The sequence below is a fragment of the Paenibacillus sp. NPDC058898 genome (genome assembly GCF_049316025.1).
Classification (GTDB): Bacteria; Bacillota; Bacilli; order Paenibacillales; family Paenibacillaceae; genus Paenibacillus_AQ.
Genome location: NZ_JBMOSM010000031.1, coordinates 1 through 15,889 on the forward strand (window position 1 = coordinate 1; position 15,889 = coordinate 15,889).

Below are 15,889 nucleotides of genomic sequence, written 5' to 3' on the forward strand. Positions count from 1 at the left end.
TTATTGGTAAAACCCTCGATCCCTCCACCCGCATAGCGGGTGGTTTTATGTTTCGCACGCTATCGCGTGCTCAACTGACTAAAGTCATAACAAAATAAAGCCCAAAGCGGCGTTTCGCTTCGGGCATTTCCATTATGACATTTCCATCGTACACATCGCTCATGCCAAATCCCACTCGGAGTGGATCTTGGGCACATCTGAAATTAACTGCTGGGTATAAGGATGCTGCGGATTCAAGATCACCTCTTCCGCTGGTCCCCGCTCCACAACTTTCCCCTGTTCCATAATATACAGCGTATCGCTTACATAATAAGCAAGCCCTACGTCATGGGTAATGAAAATAATTGTCATGTTGTTCTCATCCCGCAGCTTCAAGAGCATATCCAGTATCGTGGATCGTGAGCATGCGTCAACCATGGAGGTCGGTTCATCCGCAATCAGCAGCTTCGGATGAAGCATGAAGATCCGGGCAATCATCAGGCGCTGCATTTGCCCGCCGGACAGTTCGAACGGGTATTTATTATGCAGCTCTTCAAATTTCAGATTGACGAAGGAGCACGCTTCCTTCATTTTGCGGAATTGCTCCTCCTTCGACAGTTTATCACCCTGCAGGTTGATGCAGTCGAGCAGCAGCTTCTCGACTTTGTAGAACAGATTGAACGAAGAGAACGGGTCCTGGAAGATCGCCTGGATGTTTTTCCAATAACGCTTGCGGTCTCTGTGCCGCTTCAGTTGTCTTGGCTTGCCCATATACTCAATCGTACCGCTGCTCTCCTTCAGCAGGCCCATGATCATTTTGGCCAGTGTCGTTTTGCCGCTTCCGCTCTCGCCGACAATCGATATAATTTCGCCTTCATGGAAGGTAAAGCTGACATCCTCCACGGCGGTTGTCTTCTGCTTTCCGTAACCGAATACCTTGGTAAGATGCTCTCCCCGAATCAGGACATCATTCTTCTTCATTCGCATACCACTCCTTAAGCACACCCGGTTCTACGATGCAGCGATACATTCGATCCTCCACGGTCTGACTCGCAATCTTTCCCTTCCGGCAGGCGTCTTGCACATAGGAACAGCGATCCGCGAACCGGCAGCCCTCCGGCACGTTCTTCAAATTAGGCGGGGTCCCCGGGATGGCGGCCAGCTTATGGCCTTTCATGCCTTCCTCCGGCACAATGATGGAACCCATCAGCTTTTTTGTATACGGGTGTATCGGGTCAAAAATCATTTGCTCTGCGGTACCGCGCTCCACGATCTCCCCTGCATACATGACGATGATGTCATCCGTTACGTGATAAAGCAGCGGCAGCTCGTGCGTGATGAATACCAGAGACTGAATATAGCCCCGATCCAGCAGACTCTTCAGCAGTTTGATAACCGCTTTCTGCGAGGTTACATCCAGCGCCGAGGTCGGTTCGTCCGCAATCAGCACTTTGGGATTCAGAATGGTTGAGATCGCGATAACCGTCCGCTGCTTCATGCCGCCTGACAGCTCGTTTGGATAAGAGTTCAGCACCTTGGTTGACAAATTCAAGGTTTCGAACCGTTCCGCCGCCATCTCCCACACCTGCTTTTTGTTCAGCTCAGGGCGATGCTCCTTCATAATATCCTCGACGAAATGAATGATTTTGAGCGTAGGATTCAGGGCATTCATGGCTGCTTGCGGGATATATGATATCTCTCTTCCGGACACCTGGGAACGGAGCTGTTCCTTGCCAAGCTTCATGATGTCCGTACCGCTTACGACAATCGAGCCGCTGCCAAAATGCAGCGGTGGAAAATAAAATCCCATCAAACTGAGCGCAAGGGTCGATTTGCCGCAGCCGGATTCACCGGCAATGCCAAGCGTCTTCCCCTTCTCGAGCGAGAAGCTCACACCGTCTACGGCATAAACATGCTCCTTCAACCGGGTACGGTAATAGGTCTTCAATTCGTTAACTTCCAATATATTTGTGCTCACAACACCCATCAGCTCCTAATCTTCGGATTGAATATTTCATCCATGCCGGTGTTCATCATGTACAAGGAGAAGGTGATGATGGCGATGGAGATCGCCGCCGGAATGAAGGCCCACCACGCGCCGGCAACCGGTGCTTCAAATACGAGCGCCCAGTTCATGATGATGCCAAGGGAAATCGTGTTGTACGGTCCCAGCCCCAGCATCGAGATGGAAGCCTCGGACAGAATGCCCGATGCCGTCTGCAGCACGAAGGCCATGACAACATAGGAAGCGATGTACGGCAAAATCTCCGAGATGATAATGCGCGGCGTGCTGTACCCGGATATTTTCGCGATATTCACATGATCCCGGTTGCGGAGCGAGGATGTCTGGGCACGTACGGCCCTGGCCGTCCAGGGCCAGCTGGTAATGCCGATAATGACCGCCGTGACAAATGAGCTGCGCGAATCGATGCTGACCGAGATCAGAATCAGGATGACAAAGGAAGGAATCACGATGAAGATGTTGGTGATCGCGGTCAACAGATTATCGATCATGCCTCCGATGTAGCCTGAGGCTAAACCGATCACAAGACCGATCACAGTAGCAAATACGCCGGCAATGAGGCCCACCTGCAAAGAGGTCCGAATGCCGTAGATCAGTTCCAGAAATAAATCCCTGCCGAAGTTATCCGACCCCAGCAGCAGCTTCGAATCCGGCGGCTGGTACGCCAGGGCGATCATCTCCAGCGGGTCATTGCGGTTAAAGAGCGGGTAGATCAGCACCACGCCGATCATAGCCAACAGCATGCAGGCTCCGAACATAAACTTTGGCGATTTGATCAATATGCGAAAGGAACTGTTCATATTATTGATCCTCCATCTGAGCGGCCTTAATTCTTGGATCAATCCAGCCGTAGATTAGGTCAATCGTAAAGTTGGCCAGCAGCACAGCCAGGGCGATCAAGAGGGTGCAGCCCGATATTAACGGATAATCCAGCTGACGGATCGCCGTGAACATCCAGGTTCCGATTCCCGGATAACTGAATACGATCTCACAAATCAGCGAACCGCCTACCATCGTACCGATGGATAACGCCAATCCCGTGATCTGGGGCAGCATCGCATTCCGGAATACATACCTCGCGATTTTGGAATCCCGTATTCCGAGAAGCTTGCTGTACAGCACATAATCCGAATTCAGCTCATAGATGGACATCTCCCGCATACCAATGGCTTGGCCGCCAATCGTAACCAGCACGATCGATAGAAACGGAAGCGTGTGATGCCGAAGTACGGAAGCGAAGAATTCAACGCTGAGTGATGGCACCATCTGATAATCGTAGCCCCCATGCAGCGGAAACCAGTTCAGGGACAGGGCGAACACATACAGCATAATAATGGCTAGGGTAAAGAACGGAATGGAATTCACGAACAAGGCCACCGGGAATATCACTTTATCGAACACGCCTTTGCGGTAGGCCGCCACGGCGCCCAGCACATTGCCGATGATCCAGCCAACCAGGATGGCCGGAAGCTGGAGCCCGATCGTCCAGGGAACTGCTGAGGCCAGAATCTCCGTTACCGGTTTCGGATAGAGCCCGAATGAAGTGCCCAGGTTGCCTGTCGCCAAATTTTTCAGATAGATGATGAACTGTTCCCATAAAGGCTTGTCGATTCCGAACTCAACGAGAAACGTCTCATAGACCCGTTTGATCGTATCGCTGTCGGTCATCCCCTGCGTCATCTCCGACACAATCATGCTCACCGGATTTCCCTCAATCATCCGGGGCAACAGGAAATTCAGCGTGACCGCAATCACCAGCGTCAGAAAGTACCAGAAGAACTTCTTGACGATATATTTTCCGTAAACGCTCAAGCAGCTCACCCCCAAGGATCACACCTTCGAATTTGGTGGAAAAGAGACCTATATCAGGGGTGTAAATCCGCCAATATAGGTCTTGGTTCATTGAGTTATATCCATCAGTTATGAATCTGATACAGCGACTTGATGCCGGCTCCGTCCATCGAAATTTGAGGCGGAATGTTGCTGCCGTCCCCTTCGGTCGGGAACCCTTTCCATACCGATTCATTGACGGTGTCGAATACCCATGGACGATACATGAGCGGAATCGACGGGATCTCCTTCAACCAGATTTGGGTCAATTCGGTGTAGAGTGCTTTCAATTCAGCCTCGTCTGTGATGGTTGGAATCTTCTCGATGATGGCATCCGCTTGATCGTTCTTATACCGGCCCCAATTGTAGAATGCCATTTCGCCCATTGGCGCAACGCCCTTGGAGTACATGATGGTCATGGCGCGGTTCCACGGCTGGCTCGGGCTGACCCCGCCGGCAGGCGTGTTCATGATGATATCGAACTTGCCGGTCTGTAAATCATTGGTCCATACCGGCGCTTCCGGGAATTTGGTTCGGATCTCGATACCGATTGCCTTCGCGTTCTGAGCAACAATCTCAAGCGCTGCATTCCAATCCGACCAGCCGTATGGACATTCGATTTCAAACGGGCCGAGGCGGGTTCCGTTCAGGACGCGGATTCCGTCTTTCCCCTTCGCGGCGCCGATGGAATCGAGGAGTGCATTGGCCGCATCCACATCTGTTGTCCATTGGAGCGGTTTGATAGCCGCCTGGTCTACATATTTCGCTTCGGCCTCCGTATTCAGCGTCAGCGACGGCTCCATTGGAGCCGAGTAGCCGCTGATGGCCAGCTCCGAAATTTTGCCGTAATCAATCGCCATGGCGATCGCTCTTCGGACATCCGCATTGTTGAGTCCTTCCTTCGACAAGTTGAAGAAGATCGATGGCATGGAGCCTGGCACATAATACGGAGGGTCTTTGATGTAGGTTTTAACCGGAGCCCCGCCCTCCCACATTTTCCATACCTGCGGAATAAACTGCTGCGATACGTCTACCTGACCGCTCTTAAATGCCAAATCGCCCGCTGCATTGTCTTTATAGATGACATGGGTGATGTACTTTGGAGCCGGCAGCTTGCCAAAGAGTGCTTGACCCCAGTAGTTATCGTCACGTACAATTGTGATCTTCTGATCATTGTAAAAATACATTTTGTAAGGCCCTGTTCCGATCGGGTCCTCATTGACTTCTTTACGAATGGTGGCAAGATCGTTATTAGCTTTCTTCTCGACCTCTTCCCATACATGTTTAGGCAGCATCGGCATAACCTCGATGCTGTCGAGCACCGTCAATTTGTTCGGATTGTCTTTATTCAGCTTAATGTTAACCGTTTGCGGGCCGTCTGCCGTTACGTCCTCAATATAGGTCCAGAAGCTGCTCCAATTAATGTCATACTTTTTGCCGAGCTGATAGGTATAGACGACATCATCGGAAGTAAACGGCTTGCCGTCACTCCATTTGGCATCCTTGTTCAGTTCAATCTTCAGGGTCAGATCGTCGGCCCATTCATACTTGGTACCCAGCAGCGGCTCTAACTCGCCCGTCAACTGATTGACCATAAACAAGGTTTCGTAGACGAGTTCTCTGGAGTTTCCGTAGTTAATCGGAAACGCCGGGTTTCCGCTAAGCAGGTTAAAATTCGTGGGCGCTCCCCATTGTAAACCGTTCACGTAAAGCGTTTCGTTTCTCGGCGTCGCTTTCGCGTCGCCCTGCGGTGCCGGCTCATCACTGCCTCCGGGTGTCTTTACCTCATCTTTGGGTGGCGGTGGATCTGATGCTGTCGGTGGCGTTACACTTTGGCATCCGGCAGCAAAAAAAGACGCCACCAACAAAAGAATGAATATGGGCCTCAGAACGGTTTTCAGCTTCACTTGTGAACCCTCCATTCATGGAATGTGTTCGTTTCTTAAATGCTGAGTGTCTGGGTCATGTGTGCTTCGATTTCCTGCAAGCGCTTTCCTGATGAATTTATATGTTTCTCGTTTCAATCTGAGTACGAATAATTTTTGTTATTTTTATTCAACGTTCAAGGATTTTTCCAAATGGACGTCGAACTTGAATGGACATGGTTAATCTAGCGGACGATTCGATATCCTTCAAAGGGGTGGGCCTACTGCCTGTGATTAAAGATGTTTTGCTGCAGCTATTGTTTGCGTTGATGCCTTTTGTCGCATACAACATCTATTACAGAAAACTGACAGTCAACTATTCCCGCAATTTCATCATTGTCATTTGTTCGCTGTGCATGCTGTTGTCTATGACCTTTGCTTCGTCCGTCCAAAGCGGGCTGATCTTTGACGTGCGGTATGTCATTATGTTCTTCGGCATGCTATTTGGAGGGTTCACGACAGGGGTAATCCTGCTTGTGGAATTTCTAATTTATCGGCTGTACATTGGCGGAGTCGGCATGATCGACGCTGTCATTATTTTGATCTTCACGTACCCGTTGTCCGTTTTGCTGTCATTTCTTTACCATCGGAGCAAATACAAGCTTTGGATCATTTTCGTAGCCGGCATCAGCTTCTCGTTCATCCCGCTCACGGTGATCTATATAACAAAACCAGACTACATCATGAATTACTTTCTTTTTAATATATTAGCTATTCCTGTTACTAACTCGCTTGGCATATGGCTGCTTGTTACCCTGTTTAACAAATCCGTATCCGACAAGGAGCTTTACCTGCGATATATCCAAAATGAAAAAGCCGAAGCCGTGAATCATGTCGCCGCATCCCTTGCCCATGAGGTCCGCAATCCGCTGACCACCGTGCTGGGGTTCCTGCAATTGATCAAAAGCGGTACGTTTCCTCAGGAAAAGACCGAACGATTCCTAGAAATCAGCATGGAGGAAATTCGCCGAACCGAACAGATATTGTCCGAATACCTGTCGATCAGCAAGCCTCACTTGCCGTTTCAGCAGCGGATCGAGCTTACCGCCCACATCCAGTCAGTCGTTGAGCTTATGACTTCATATGCCAATATGAGCAACGTTACCCTCTGCACAGACTCTCTCCAGTCTAACCTCTACATTTCGGGGAGTCCCGCAGAGCTTAAGCAGCTGCTGGTTAACTTTATTAAGAATGCGATCGAGGCGTGCAAAGACGTCGACAACGGCATGGTCAACATTACCGTCTATGAAGAAACGGACCAGGTGGCCGTAGAAATCAAGGACAACGGGGTCGGCATGACCCCCGAGCAGTTAAGCCGTCTCGGTTCGATCTACTATTCCACCAAAATGAGTGGCACCGGACTTGGGCTCACCTTCTCCTATCAAGCCATTCGCGCCATGAATGGGAGTGTCTCGGTACGTAGCTCACCACGATCAGGGACGGTGTTTCTCATCACGCTCCCGCGTGCGAATCTGAACCCGTAGGCGATGACACACGAAGTCCGTTAACGAAAAAGAGAGAGACCTCTGTTGTTACCAGAGCGTCTCTCTCTTTTATTGTGCTTGCAGTTATACAATTTCTTTTGCTGCAAAACTTCTGTTATTTTTGCTTAAGCTGTATCAGCCTTATTGGTATTTAGGGAGCCAGTCTCCATGCGCCTCGATCAGGTCGTCGCACAGGCTCTTGATGTCATCGATGGACAACTCAGCAGCCGTATGCGGGTCGAGCATCGCTGCATGATAGATATGCTCCTTCTTGCCGGTTGCCGCCGCTTCCAGCGTTAGCAGTTGGGTATTGATATTGGTGCGGTTCAGTGCGGCACATTGCGGAGGCAGGTCGCCGACATAGGTCGGGGTTACGCCGCTGGCATCGACCAGACACGGAACCTCAACGCAGGCTTCCTTCGGAAGATTCGTAATCAGCCCCGTATTCATTACGTTGCCCCCGATTTTGAACGGCACATTGGTCTCAATCGCTTCTAAAATGTAGGAGGCATATTCATGGGAACGGTTGTGCATCAGATCTTGGTTGTTGACCAGATCCTCGCGCATCGCTTTCCATCCCTCGATTTGGTTCACACAGCGACGTGGATATTCATCCAGCGGGATGTTAAAGCGCTCGATCAGCTCCGGATAGTTGCGCTTAATGAAATACGGATGGTATTCAGCGTTATGCTCGGATGACTCCGTGATGTAGTAACCGAAGTTCAGCATCATCTCGAGACGAACCATATCATGATGTTTCTCCTTCTGCTTCTCGGCCGCGCGCTTCTTAATTTCCGGATACAGGTCCACGCCATCCTTCGTTACCTCAAGCAGCCATGCCATATGGTTGATGCCAGCGATTTTAGCCTGCACGCCTTCCTTATCCATCCCCAGATTATCGAACAGATGCGGAATGCAAGCCTGTACGCTGTGGCACAGACCTACTGTTTGCACACCGCCCAGCGTGTTCATGGCATTGGTCAGCACCGCCATCGGGTTCGTATAGTTCAAGAACAGCGCCTGTGGACAAACTTCCCTCATATCGGCCGCAAAATCCAGCATGGCCGGGATGGTACGGAGATTACGGAAAATTCCGCCAATCCCCACGGTATCCGCAATCGTCTGTCTGAGTCCATACTTCTTCGGAATTTCAAAATCCGTAATCGTACACGGATCGTATCCTCCGACCTGGATAGCATTGATGACATATTTTGCTCCGCGAAGGGCTTCCTTGCGATCACTGTATGATTTGACGACACAGGTGCTGCCGCTGGTTTTCTTAATATTATTCAGCATGTTCTCCGAGTCTTTCAAACGGATCGGGTCAATATCATACAAAGCAAGTTCAAATCCCTGCAAAGCCGGTGTCTGCATGCAATCCCCCAGAACGTTCTTGGCAAATACGGTACTTCCTGCTCCGATAAATGTAATCTTAGACATCAATAAATTCCCTCCCTAAACTCCATGAATTAATACGCTTTCACAAGAATAACTATATGATAATCGGCCTTTTTTGAATATGGAGCAAAACAAGTGCGATATGGACATTTGTTGTATCATTAGGTAAGCTAACCCTAACACAGCATCCACTTCATCGATTGATATCGCACACGTTTAAGGAGGACTAACGCATGTCCATTTTGCCAGACCATACACTGTACACGATTGGTATGAATCCTTCGCCGGGCGGTCATGATCTGAACATCCTGTTTAGCGGTGAGGGGACTCCCGTACCGCGCCACAAAATCGGTCCGATCATTCATGATTACTGCCTCATTCATACCGTCTTGACAGGCCAAGGTATATTTGAATGTGCCGGCATCGTACATCATTGCCAGGCAGGCGATACCTTCGTGATCCTTCCCGGTGTTCTTTTCAGCTATGAAGCTGATGATCGGAATCCCTGGCACTATAACTGGGTAGCTTTACAAGAAAAAGGCACCAAGATGCTGCTGGCCGACATGGGTGTTACGCCGGCTAAACCAATTATCCACTGTACGGATGAAGCTGAGTTAAGCTCCCTGGTCGAGATCTACCGTCATCTCCGTCTGGGCTTTAACCGATCGGATCACCCTTGGCTTGAGGATCTCCAGGCTTCCGGATGGCTCCGATTACTGCTCCATAAGCTGGCGATGTTAAACCGTGAGCATCTTCCGTCGAACTCCAATGACGTGCCTGATATCGAGCGAGGCGTAAGGCAGACCGAGCGCTGGATCTCGACCCAGTATCACCAACAGCTGTCTATTGATCAGATGGCCAAGACACTTGGTTATCACCGGGCGCATCTGTCCAAAATGTTCAAACAGCATACTGGCCTGTCACCCATGCAGTATCTCATGAAGGTACGTATCGAAAAAGCCAAGTCGCTCATGAAATCCTCCTTCTCCATTCATGAGATTGCCTCCTCTGTCGGTTTCAATGATGCACTCTATTTCTCCAAGCAGTTCCGCAAATGGACGGGCATGACCCCAAGCGAGTTTAAATACAGTCTGGAGAAAAGCTCTAATAAAGCATGATTTATATACGGGCAAGGACGTAGTGTGGGTCGAACAAGAGCAGACGAAAAAGCCGCCGGCACTCCTGCCGGCAGCTCTTTTTGAAACGATTTAACTTAAGCCCGCGCCTCATACAGCTGCACGATCTCAATAATTGTTTGAACGGCCAATACCATATTGTCGGCGGATACATACTCATACCGCCCGTGGTAGTTCTCCCCGCCCGTGAAAATATTGGGTGTCGGCAGGCCCATGTACGACAGTTGAGAACCGTCGGTGCCCCCACGAATCGGCTCGATAATCGGCGTGATTCCCAGCTTCTCCATGGCTGTCTGGGCGATGTCAACCACTTCTTTGACCGGCTCGATTTTTTCGCGCATATTGTAATATTGATCTTTCATCTGAAGGATGATCCGCTCGGCTCCATACTTGTTTTGAAGCTCTTCTACGATGGAGGCCAGCTTGGCCTTTCTTCCTTCGAACAGCTCCCGGTCATGATCGCGGATAATATAACGGAGCTCGGTCAGCTCCACATCGCCCTCAATGGAGGAGAGATGATAGAAGCCTTCATACCCTTCCGTATGCTCAGGCGCTTCTTCCGCAGGGAGCAAGCTGTTCATCTCCATGGCGATTTTCGCCGCGTTGACCATTTTACCTTTGGCCGTTCCGGGATGGACATTCTTCCCTTTGCAGGTGACAAGCGCCGCTGCCGCATTAAAGCTTTCGTATTGAAGCTCCCCGAGCGGTCCGCCATCCATCGTATACGCATACTTGGCCCCAAAGGCCTCTACGTCGAATTTGTGCGGTCCTCTCCCGATCTCCTCGTCCGGCGTAAAAGCAACCCGGATTTTACCATGCTTCAGTTCCGGGTGTTGAATCAAATACGCCATCGCCGTCATAATCTCGGCAATTCCCGCTTTATCGTCAGCTCCAAGCAAGGTGGTGCCATCCGTTGTTATGAGTGTATGCCCCTTGTAGCCATTCAGCTCCGGAAAATCCCGCGGGGAGAGCACCACATTCTGCGCCCGGTTCAGAATGATGTCTTGTCCGTCATATTGTTCGACGATCTGCGGCTTGACACCGGCACCCGTAAAATCGGTAGCCGTATCGATATGTGCCAAAAAGCCGATGGTCGGGATTGGTTTATCCGAGTTTGCCGGAAGTGTAGCCATCACATAACCATTCTCATCCATCGTTACGTCCTGCATACCAATTTCCTTCAGCTCGTCCACCAGCAGCTGACCCAGCGTCAGTTGTCCCGGTGTCGAAGGGCAGGTATTACTGTTCTCGTCTGACTGCGTATCCACTTGTGCATAGGTAATGAGTCTGTCGATTACTTCTTTTTTCATAAATTCTCAACTCCAATACGTATGGGTATGTAAGATGCACCTCTCAAATCCATCAAGAGTATACCATATTTGGCCGCGCTCAAAAAAATAACCGTTCCCCAAAACCTCGGAGAACGGTTATTGCGAACCATAAAATTCGCGCTTTATTCAAAAGCAGGCAGCGCAATCTCGGAATAGTTATCCTCGAAGAACTTCTTCACTTCCGGGCTGGTCATCGCCTTCGCAAGCTTCTGAATCGGCTCGGAATCCACATTATCTTTACGGGCCACCAGGGTAATGGTGAATTCGGAGTCGTTGCCTTCGGTTACGAGAGCATCTTTCTTAGGGGTAAGCCCCAGCGGTTTCGCATAGGCCGGTGTCATGGCAACCAAATCGACGTCATCAAGTGTACGGGCCAGCATGAGCAGATCCACCTCGGTGAACTTGTATTGGTGCGGATTCTCCACGATATCCGCCTGGGTCGCTTTAATGCCAACGCCTTCCTTCAGCTTAAGCAGGCCGTTCTTCTCGAACATCACCAGCGATCGGCCGATGTTGGAAGGGTCATTAGCAATCGCGATCGTCGCACCGTCCGGAAGTTCTTCGATGGTCTTATATTTTTTGGAGTAAGCCCCAAAAACGGCATTATAGATCGGCGTGACCGGAACCAATTCCGAGCCGTTGTTCGCATTGTATTCTTCCATGTACGGCACATGCTGGAAAAAGTTTGCATCTACCTCTTTATGAGCCAGCGCATTGTTTGGCTGCACGTTATCGGACAGGATCTGGATATCCAGATTGATGCCTTCTTCTTTCAGCATCGGCTTCACTAGGTCAAGCACCTCGGTCATTGGCGGAATGAGCGTTGCGACTTTTAATGTAACTTCTTTCGTGGTATCGGGTGCAGCGCTCTCCGAAGCTTTGTCCTTAGCAGATTGCTGTCCGCAGCCTGCCAGTACCAGCAAGAGGGTCAGCATCAGCAGCATTAATTTCTTATTCATCGTAGGTTACCTCCAGGTAAAAAATAATTGGTGTACATGCGTTCAAAAGCATAATTAAACTTTTCTCTTATCCAGCAATCTGGATGCCAGGTTCCCGCCGAACTGAATCGACTGTACCAGAATGATCATAATGATGATCGTAAAGGACATAAGCTCTCCCTCAAATCGCTGGTACCCGTAGCGGATCGCGAAATCCCCGACGCCGCCCCCGCCCACGATTCCCATCACCGTGGAGTACGAGATAAAGCTGATCGTGGATGTTGTCAGCCCGAGCACAAGGCCCGATCGGGCCTCCACATACAGGAATTTGTATATCATCTGAAGTGTGGATGCCCCCATGGAAGCGGCAGCCTCCATCACTTCCTTCGGCACCTCCAGCAAGGATTGCTCGACCAGTCTTGAATAGTAAGCCACCGCAACGACGGATAAAGGCACCGCAGCGGCAAGCGTCCCGAGGGAAGTGCCGACGATCCACCTCGTGACCGGAATCATAATGACAACCAGAAGCAGGAACGGGAAGGAGCGTATGACGTTAACCAGGGCATTCAGAATGGAGAATAACAGGCGATTCTCATACTGCTGGCCTTTTCGGCACAAAAATAGAAGTGTTCCGACCGGAAGACCCAGTATTATGGCGGCAGCAATCGATATGCCCACCATGATGAATGTCTCGCCAATCGCCCGCCATATTTCATTCTGATATTGCAGAACATAGGCAAAATAATCACTCAAATATGAAATGATGTCATTCATGGAACTAACAATCCCCCACTTTCCCTGCACCGTCCGTTGAAGATTCTGAATCCCGAGAAGCCTCTCCATCGCTTAGCTGATTACGGTACGTCCTGCTCAGACGCCCGTTCTCCATTACGGATACATGGTCGCAAATGCCGTTCACCACGTCCATCTCGTGGGAAACGATCACGATGGTTACCCCCAGCGTTCGGTTGATATGCCGGAGCACCTCCAGAATGTCCGCAGTTGTCTGCGGATCCAGGGATGAGGTCGGCTCATCGCACAACAGGACGGTCGGCGAATTGGCTAACGCTCTGGCAATCGCTACCCGCTGCTTCTGCCCGCCGCTTAGCTGAGCGGGATACGACTTCGCTTTATCCTCAAGCCCAACAAAACGCAGAACCTCCTGGACACGCTTCGCCCGCTGGGCCTTCGGTACCTTCGCCAGTTCAAGCGGCATCGACACATTGCCCCATACCGTCCGGTTGCTGACCAGCTGGAATAGCTGAAAGATCATGCCAATCGATCTTCTGGCCTCCCGAAGCTCCCTGCCGCCAAGCGAAGTCAGCTCGTGACCATTCACCACGACTCGGCCGGAATCCGGTCGCTCCAGTACATTCATGAGGCGCAACAGCGTCGATTTTCCGGCTCCGCTCGTGCCGATGATTCCGTGTATGCTTCCCTCCTCAATATGAAGAGAGACAGTGTCTATCGCCTGATAACGGTCACCGCCGCTGCCAAAGCTTTTACTAACCTCTTGCAGTGAGATCATCATAATCCCCCTCCTTGCACATGAAGAAAGCCCGCTTGGCTATACAGCCTGCGAGCATGTTATGCTGCAACAACTATTGAATCATACCACAATTTCGGACAAAATGTGACACCACTTATTCGCTGCCAGAAAGTGCAAGTTCTCAGGACAAATAAAGCTGATGCCCATACATCCCCGTTAACCGTTCTACCGCCTTATTCAGCAAACTCTCCTCAAAGCCCTCCAAGCCTTCGATGGCTTGGATTTTATCCGCTGGCGACATCTCCTTCTGAAGATGCAAGCTCCAGTTCACGATGGCCTGTACGGCATCCTCATGCTCGAACTGGCCGTAATAGATATGTGCTTTGTACAGATAACTGTCGGCATGCTCGGGAACCAGCTTCAACACCTCGTCAAAAGCAGCCAATGCCGCATCCTCATCCTGATCCTTGTAATAGATCTGTCCCAGTCTGAAATAAGCGCCCGGATGACCCGGCGAAAGCTCCAGCACTTGCAGCGTATCTTCCTTCGCCTGTGCGTAATCCGCCATCGTATAATAGATTCCACTTCGCAGGCTGTACAGGCTGCCTTGCCCCGGGTTCAAGCTGAGCCCTTGAGCGCAGTCCGCTAATCCCCGTTCCAGCTGTCCGGTCTCCACAAAGCAAACGGCACGAAACTCGTAAAATCTCGGATTCGACGGCTGCGCCTGGATCGCCTGGGAATAAGCATCGATAGCGAGGTCCCACATACCCATCTCCTTATATATATGACCACTGGCCGCCAGATAAGTCGGATGCTCGGAGAAGGACTCCTCCTGCTTAACCGCTTCCTGCAGCTCAAGCAGCGCTTCCTCGTTGCGTCCTTGAAGATAGAGCACATAACTCAGCTTGTTGCGGATTTCAGTCCCATCCTGAAGAGCGGCTGCTTCCTTCAAAGCCTGCTCCGCGGAGGGCAGATCATTCATCTCCATATAAATATCGGCACGCTGCACATAGTTGGGTGCATCATCATTCTCAAGCTTAAGCAGCTTGTCATTAATCGCGAGCGCCTCCTCCTGACGACCCAGCCGGTAGTAACAATCGGCCATCCAATAACAGGCCAGCGGGGAGTCCGGCTGTCTTGCATACAGTTTCGAAATCAGCTCGTAGGCTTGCTCTTCCAGGCCATCCTCGCGATAGATCCGAGCCAAGTCGAAATACGCACGGTAATCGTCCGGCTCCGCTTCAATGGCCCACTCCAAATCCGCTTTGGCTGCATTTTTGTTATCAGACCGGTTGAAGACCTCCGCTCTCTTTAAGTAAAGCTCGTATGAATCCGGATACCGCTCGATGGCCTCCGATAAATAGTGTTCGGCCTGTCCCATGTCCCCAAGCTGCACGTACAGGTCCGCCATGGGCTTCCGAAAGGAATACGCCTCCCGCACTTGCCGCTGAAACGTCTGAAATGCGCCATAGCTGTAATTGGTGCTGTCTGCGAACAACGCATATCCGCCATCCGCTTCCCCCTCATACCGATCAGCCAGCTGGATCCCCTCCTGCAGCACACCCACGGCTTCCTGCACATGATCCATCAGATCCAGGGATACGGACAGCATGTAATAATACATCGGGATGGCGCGTTCCGGCTTCTCGATGCTTAAGCGAAAATAGTGCGCCGCCTCCGCCGGGTTGCCGCTCTCATAAAAGGTCATACCCAGCTCATAGTAAGTCGAAATAACCGTGCTGTCGTCCTCTCTCTTGATGCTTTCCTTCAGATCCCGGATCGCCTCATCATACTGGTTCAAATCCTTGTGGGCAATCCCCCGGGTATACCAATTCATATAATTGTCGGCATTCAACCGAATCGCTTCATTTAGATCCTCAATGGCCTCGCGCTCCCGGTTCAGCTCACGCAAAATATGAGCGCGCCGCTCATAAGCGCGATGGCTTCCGCTCGTATCGATCACGCGCCCCAAATAAGCTACGGCCTCTTCCGAATGGCCGCTGTTGTGCAGCAGTTCCGCATAGTGCAGCTTATCATTGAAACTGGTAATGGCACTTTCGCCTTTTCTCATATATTTAAGGGCTTGTTCAAAATCCCGCTTCTTCCTGTAATGGTTACCGATACGGAACCAGATCCGCTTCATCAACTTCATGGTGGCTCATCCTTTGTATGTAGATGTTATTCTTGGGCTCGTATAATTAGAGCAGAGGATTCCTTCCTCTCATCTCTATATTATACTTCCTCTATGTCCATTTGCACCCAAATCATGACCACCCGTCCAACGGGTGGTTTGCACTTGGGGTATAACCCCCTGTTGCCAAACTGCGCCTAAAGACGCTAGCCTGACCACAAATCT

Annotated in this window: 13 protein-coding genes; 2 read left to right on the plus strand and 11 right to left on the minus strand. The window is 50.7% G+C overall.

Translation table 11 applies throughout. The features are described 5' to 3' along the window. Window positions 1-159: 159 nt before the first annotated feature. The 5 genes from ACOZB4_RS33760 to ACOZB4_RS33780 all read right to left on the minus strand — a co-directional run bounded on the left by ACOZB4_RS33760 (window position 160) and on the right by ACOZB4_RS33780 (window position 5,739). Entirely contained in the window at window positions 160-960 is an 801-nt protein-coding gene (locus ACOZB4_RS33760) for an ABC transporter ATP-binding protein (RefSeq protein WP_379416817.1), read from the minus strand. Then, entirely contained in the window at window positions 947-1,957 is a 1,011-nt protein-coding gene (locus ACOZB4_RS33765) for an ABC transporter ATP-binding protein (RefSeq protein WP_215159739.1), read from the minus strand. Before ACOZB4_RS33765 ends, ACOZB4_RS33760 begins: the two co-directional genes overlap by 14 nt. An 8-nt stretch (window positions 1,958-1,965) precedes the next feature. Further along, a complete protein-coding gene (locus ACOZB4_RS33770; RefSeq protein ID WP_076322985.1) occupies window positions 1,966-2,802 on the minus strand; it encodes an ABC transporter permease in 837 nt (278 codons plus the stop codon). Window position 2,803: 1 nt separating this feature from the next. Beyond that, entirely contained in the window at window positions 2,804-3,814 is a 1,011-nt protein-coding gene (locus tag ACOZB4_RS33775) for an ABC transporter permease (RefSeq protein ID WP_379416813.1), read from the minus strand. Between the two features lie 104 nt (window positions 3,815-3,918). Beyond that, the gene (locus ACOZB4_RS33780; RefSeq protein ID WP_379416811.1) at window positions 3,919-5,739 is read right to left on the minus strand and encodes an ABC transporter substrate-binding protein; all 1,821 of its coding nucleotides are present in this window, start codon (window positions 5,737-5,739) and stop codon (window positions 3,919-3,921) included. 194 nt (window positions 5,740-5,933) lie between these two features. Here ACOZB4_RS33780 and ACOZB4_RS33785 point away from each other — a divergent pair, with 194 nt between their 5' ends. After that, window positions 5,934-7,241 carry an ATP-binding protein gene (locus tag ACOZB4_RS33785; RefSeq protein WP_379416821.1) on the plus strand — a complete coding sequence of 436 codons (1,308 nt, stop codon included), beginning with the start codon at window positions 5,934-5,936 and terminating at the stop codon, window positions 7,239-7,241. Window positions 7,242-7,382: 141 nt separating this feature from the next. On the opposite strand, the gene ACOZB4_RS33790 is transcribed toward ACOZB4_RS33785, so the two are convergent. After that, window positions 7,383-8,681 carry an alpha-glucosidase/alpha-galactosidase gene (locus tag ACOZB4_RS33790; RefSeq protein ID WP_076322982.1) on the minus strand — a complete coding sequence of 433 codons (1,299 nt, stop codon included), beginning with the start codon at window positions 8,679-8,681 and terminating at the stop codon, window positions 7,383-7,385. A 191-nt stretch (window positions 8,682-8,872) separates the two neighbouring features. On the opposite strand from ACOZB4_RS33790, the gene ACOZB4_RS33795 reads away from it, so the two are divergent. After that, on the plus strand, window positions 8,873-9,757 hold the full coding sequence (locus ACOZB4_RS33795; protein ID WP_379416809.1) for a helix-turn-helix transcriptional regulator: 885 nt from the start codon (window positions 8,873-8,875) through the stop codon (window positions 9,755-9,757). A 95-nt stretch (window positions 9,758-9,852) separates the two neighbouring features. On the opposite strand, the gene pepT is transcribed toward ACOZB4_RS33795, so the two are convergent. The 5 genes from pepT to ACOZB4_RS33820 form a co-directional block, all read right to left on the minus strand. Next, entirely contained in the window at window positions 9,853-11,085 is a 1,233-nt protein-coding gene (gene pepT, locus ACOZB4_RS33800) for a peptidase T (protein ID WP_379416807.1), read from the minus strand. Between the two features lie 143 nt (window positions 11,086-11,228). Beyond that, the gene (locus tag ACOZB4_RS33805; protein ID WP_379416804.1) at window positions 11,229-12,065 is read right to left on the minus strand and encodes a MetQ/NlpA family ABC transporter substrate-binding protein; all 837 of its coding nucleotides are present in this window, start codon (window positions 12,063-12,065) and stop codon (window positions 11,229-11,231) included. Window positions 12,066-12,119: 54 nt separating this feature from the next. After that, the gene (locus tag ACOZB4_RS33810; RefSeq protein ID WP_076322978.1) at window positions 12,120-12,818 is read right to left on the minus strand and encodes a methionine ABC transporter permease; all 699 of its coding nucleotides are present in this window, start codon (window positions 12,816-12,818) and stop codon (window positions 12,120-12,122) included. A 4-nt stretch (window positions 12,819-12,822) separates the two neighbouring features. After that, the gene (locus tag ACOZB4_RS33815) at window positions 12,823-13,572 is read right to left on the minus strand and encodes a methionine ABC transporter ATP-binding protein (protein WP_379416819.1); all 750 of its coding nucleotides are present in this window, start codon (window positions 13,570-13,572) and stop codon (window positions 12,823-12,825) included. 142 nt (window positions 13,573-13,714) lie between these two features. Then, the gene (locus tag ACOZB4_RS33820; protein WP_379416801.1) at window positions 13,715-15,685 is read right to left on the minus strand and encodes a tetratricopeptide repeat protein; all 1,971 of its coding nucleotides are present in this window, start codon (window positions 15,683-15,685) and stop codon (window positions 13,715-13,717) included. Window positions 15,686-15,889: the final 204 nt, after the last annotated feature.

Bases quoted from the DNA above. Each gene is read 5' to 3' on its own strand.
- ACOZB4_RS33760 (WP_379416817.1), bottom strand. From the start codon at position 960: ATGAAGAAGAATGATGTCCTGATTCGGGGAGAGCATCTTACCAAGGTA.
- ACOZB4_RS33770 (WP_076322985.1), bottom strand. From the start codon at position 2,802: ATGAACAGTTCCTTTCGCATATTGATCAAATCGCCAAAGTTTATGTTC.
- ACOZB4_RS33785 (WP_379416821.1), top strand. From the start codon at position 5,934: ATGGTTAATCTAGCGGACGATTCGATATCCTTCAAAGGGGTGGGCCTA.
- ACOZB4_RS33790 (WP_076322982.1), bottom strand. From the start codon at position 8,681: ATGTCTAAGATTACATTTATCGGAGCAGGAAGTACCGTATTTGCCAAG.
- ACOZB4_RS33795 (WP_379416809.1), top strand. From the start codon at position 8,873: ATGTCCATTTTGCCAGACCATACACTGTACACGATTGGTATGAATCCT.
- pepT (WP_379416807.1), bottom strand. From the start codon at position 11,085: ATGAAAAAAGAAGTAATCGACAGACTCATTACCTATGCACAAGTGGAT.
- ACOZB4_RS33805 (WP_379416804.1), bottom strand. From the start codon at position 12,065: ATGAATAAGAAATTAATGCTGCTGATGCTGACCCTCTTGCTGGTACTG.
- ACOZB4_RS33810 (WP_076322978.1), bottom strand. From the start codon at position 12,818: ATGAATGACATCATTTCATATTTGAGTGATTATTTTGCCTATGTTCTG.
- ACOZB4_RS33815 (WP_379416819.1), bottom strand. From the start codon at position 13,572: ATGATCTCACTGCAAGAGGTTAGTAAAAGCTTTGGCAGCGGCGGTGAC.
- ACOZB4_RS33820 (WP_379416801.1), bottom strand. From the start codon at position 15,685: ATGAAGTTGATGAAGCGGATCTGGTTCCGTATCGGTAACCATTACAGG.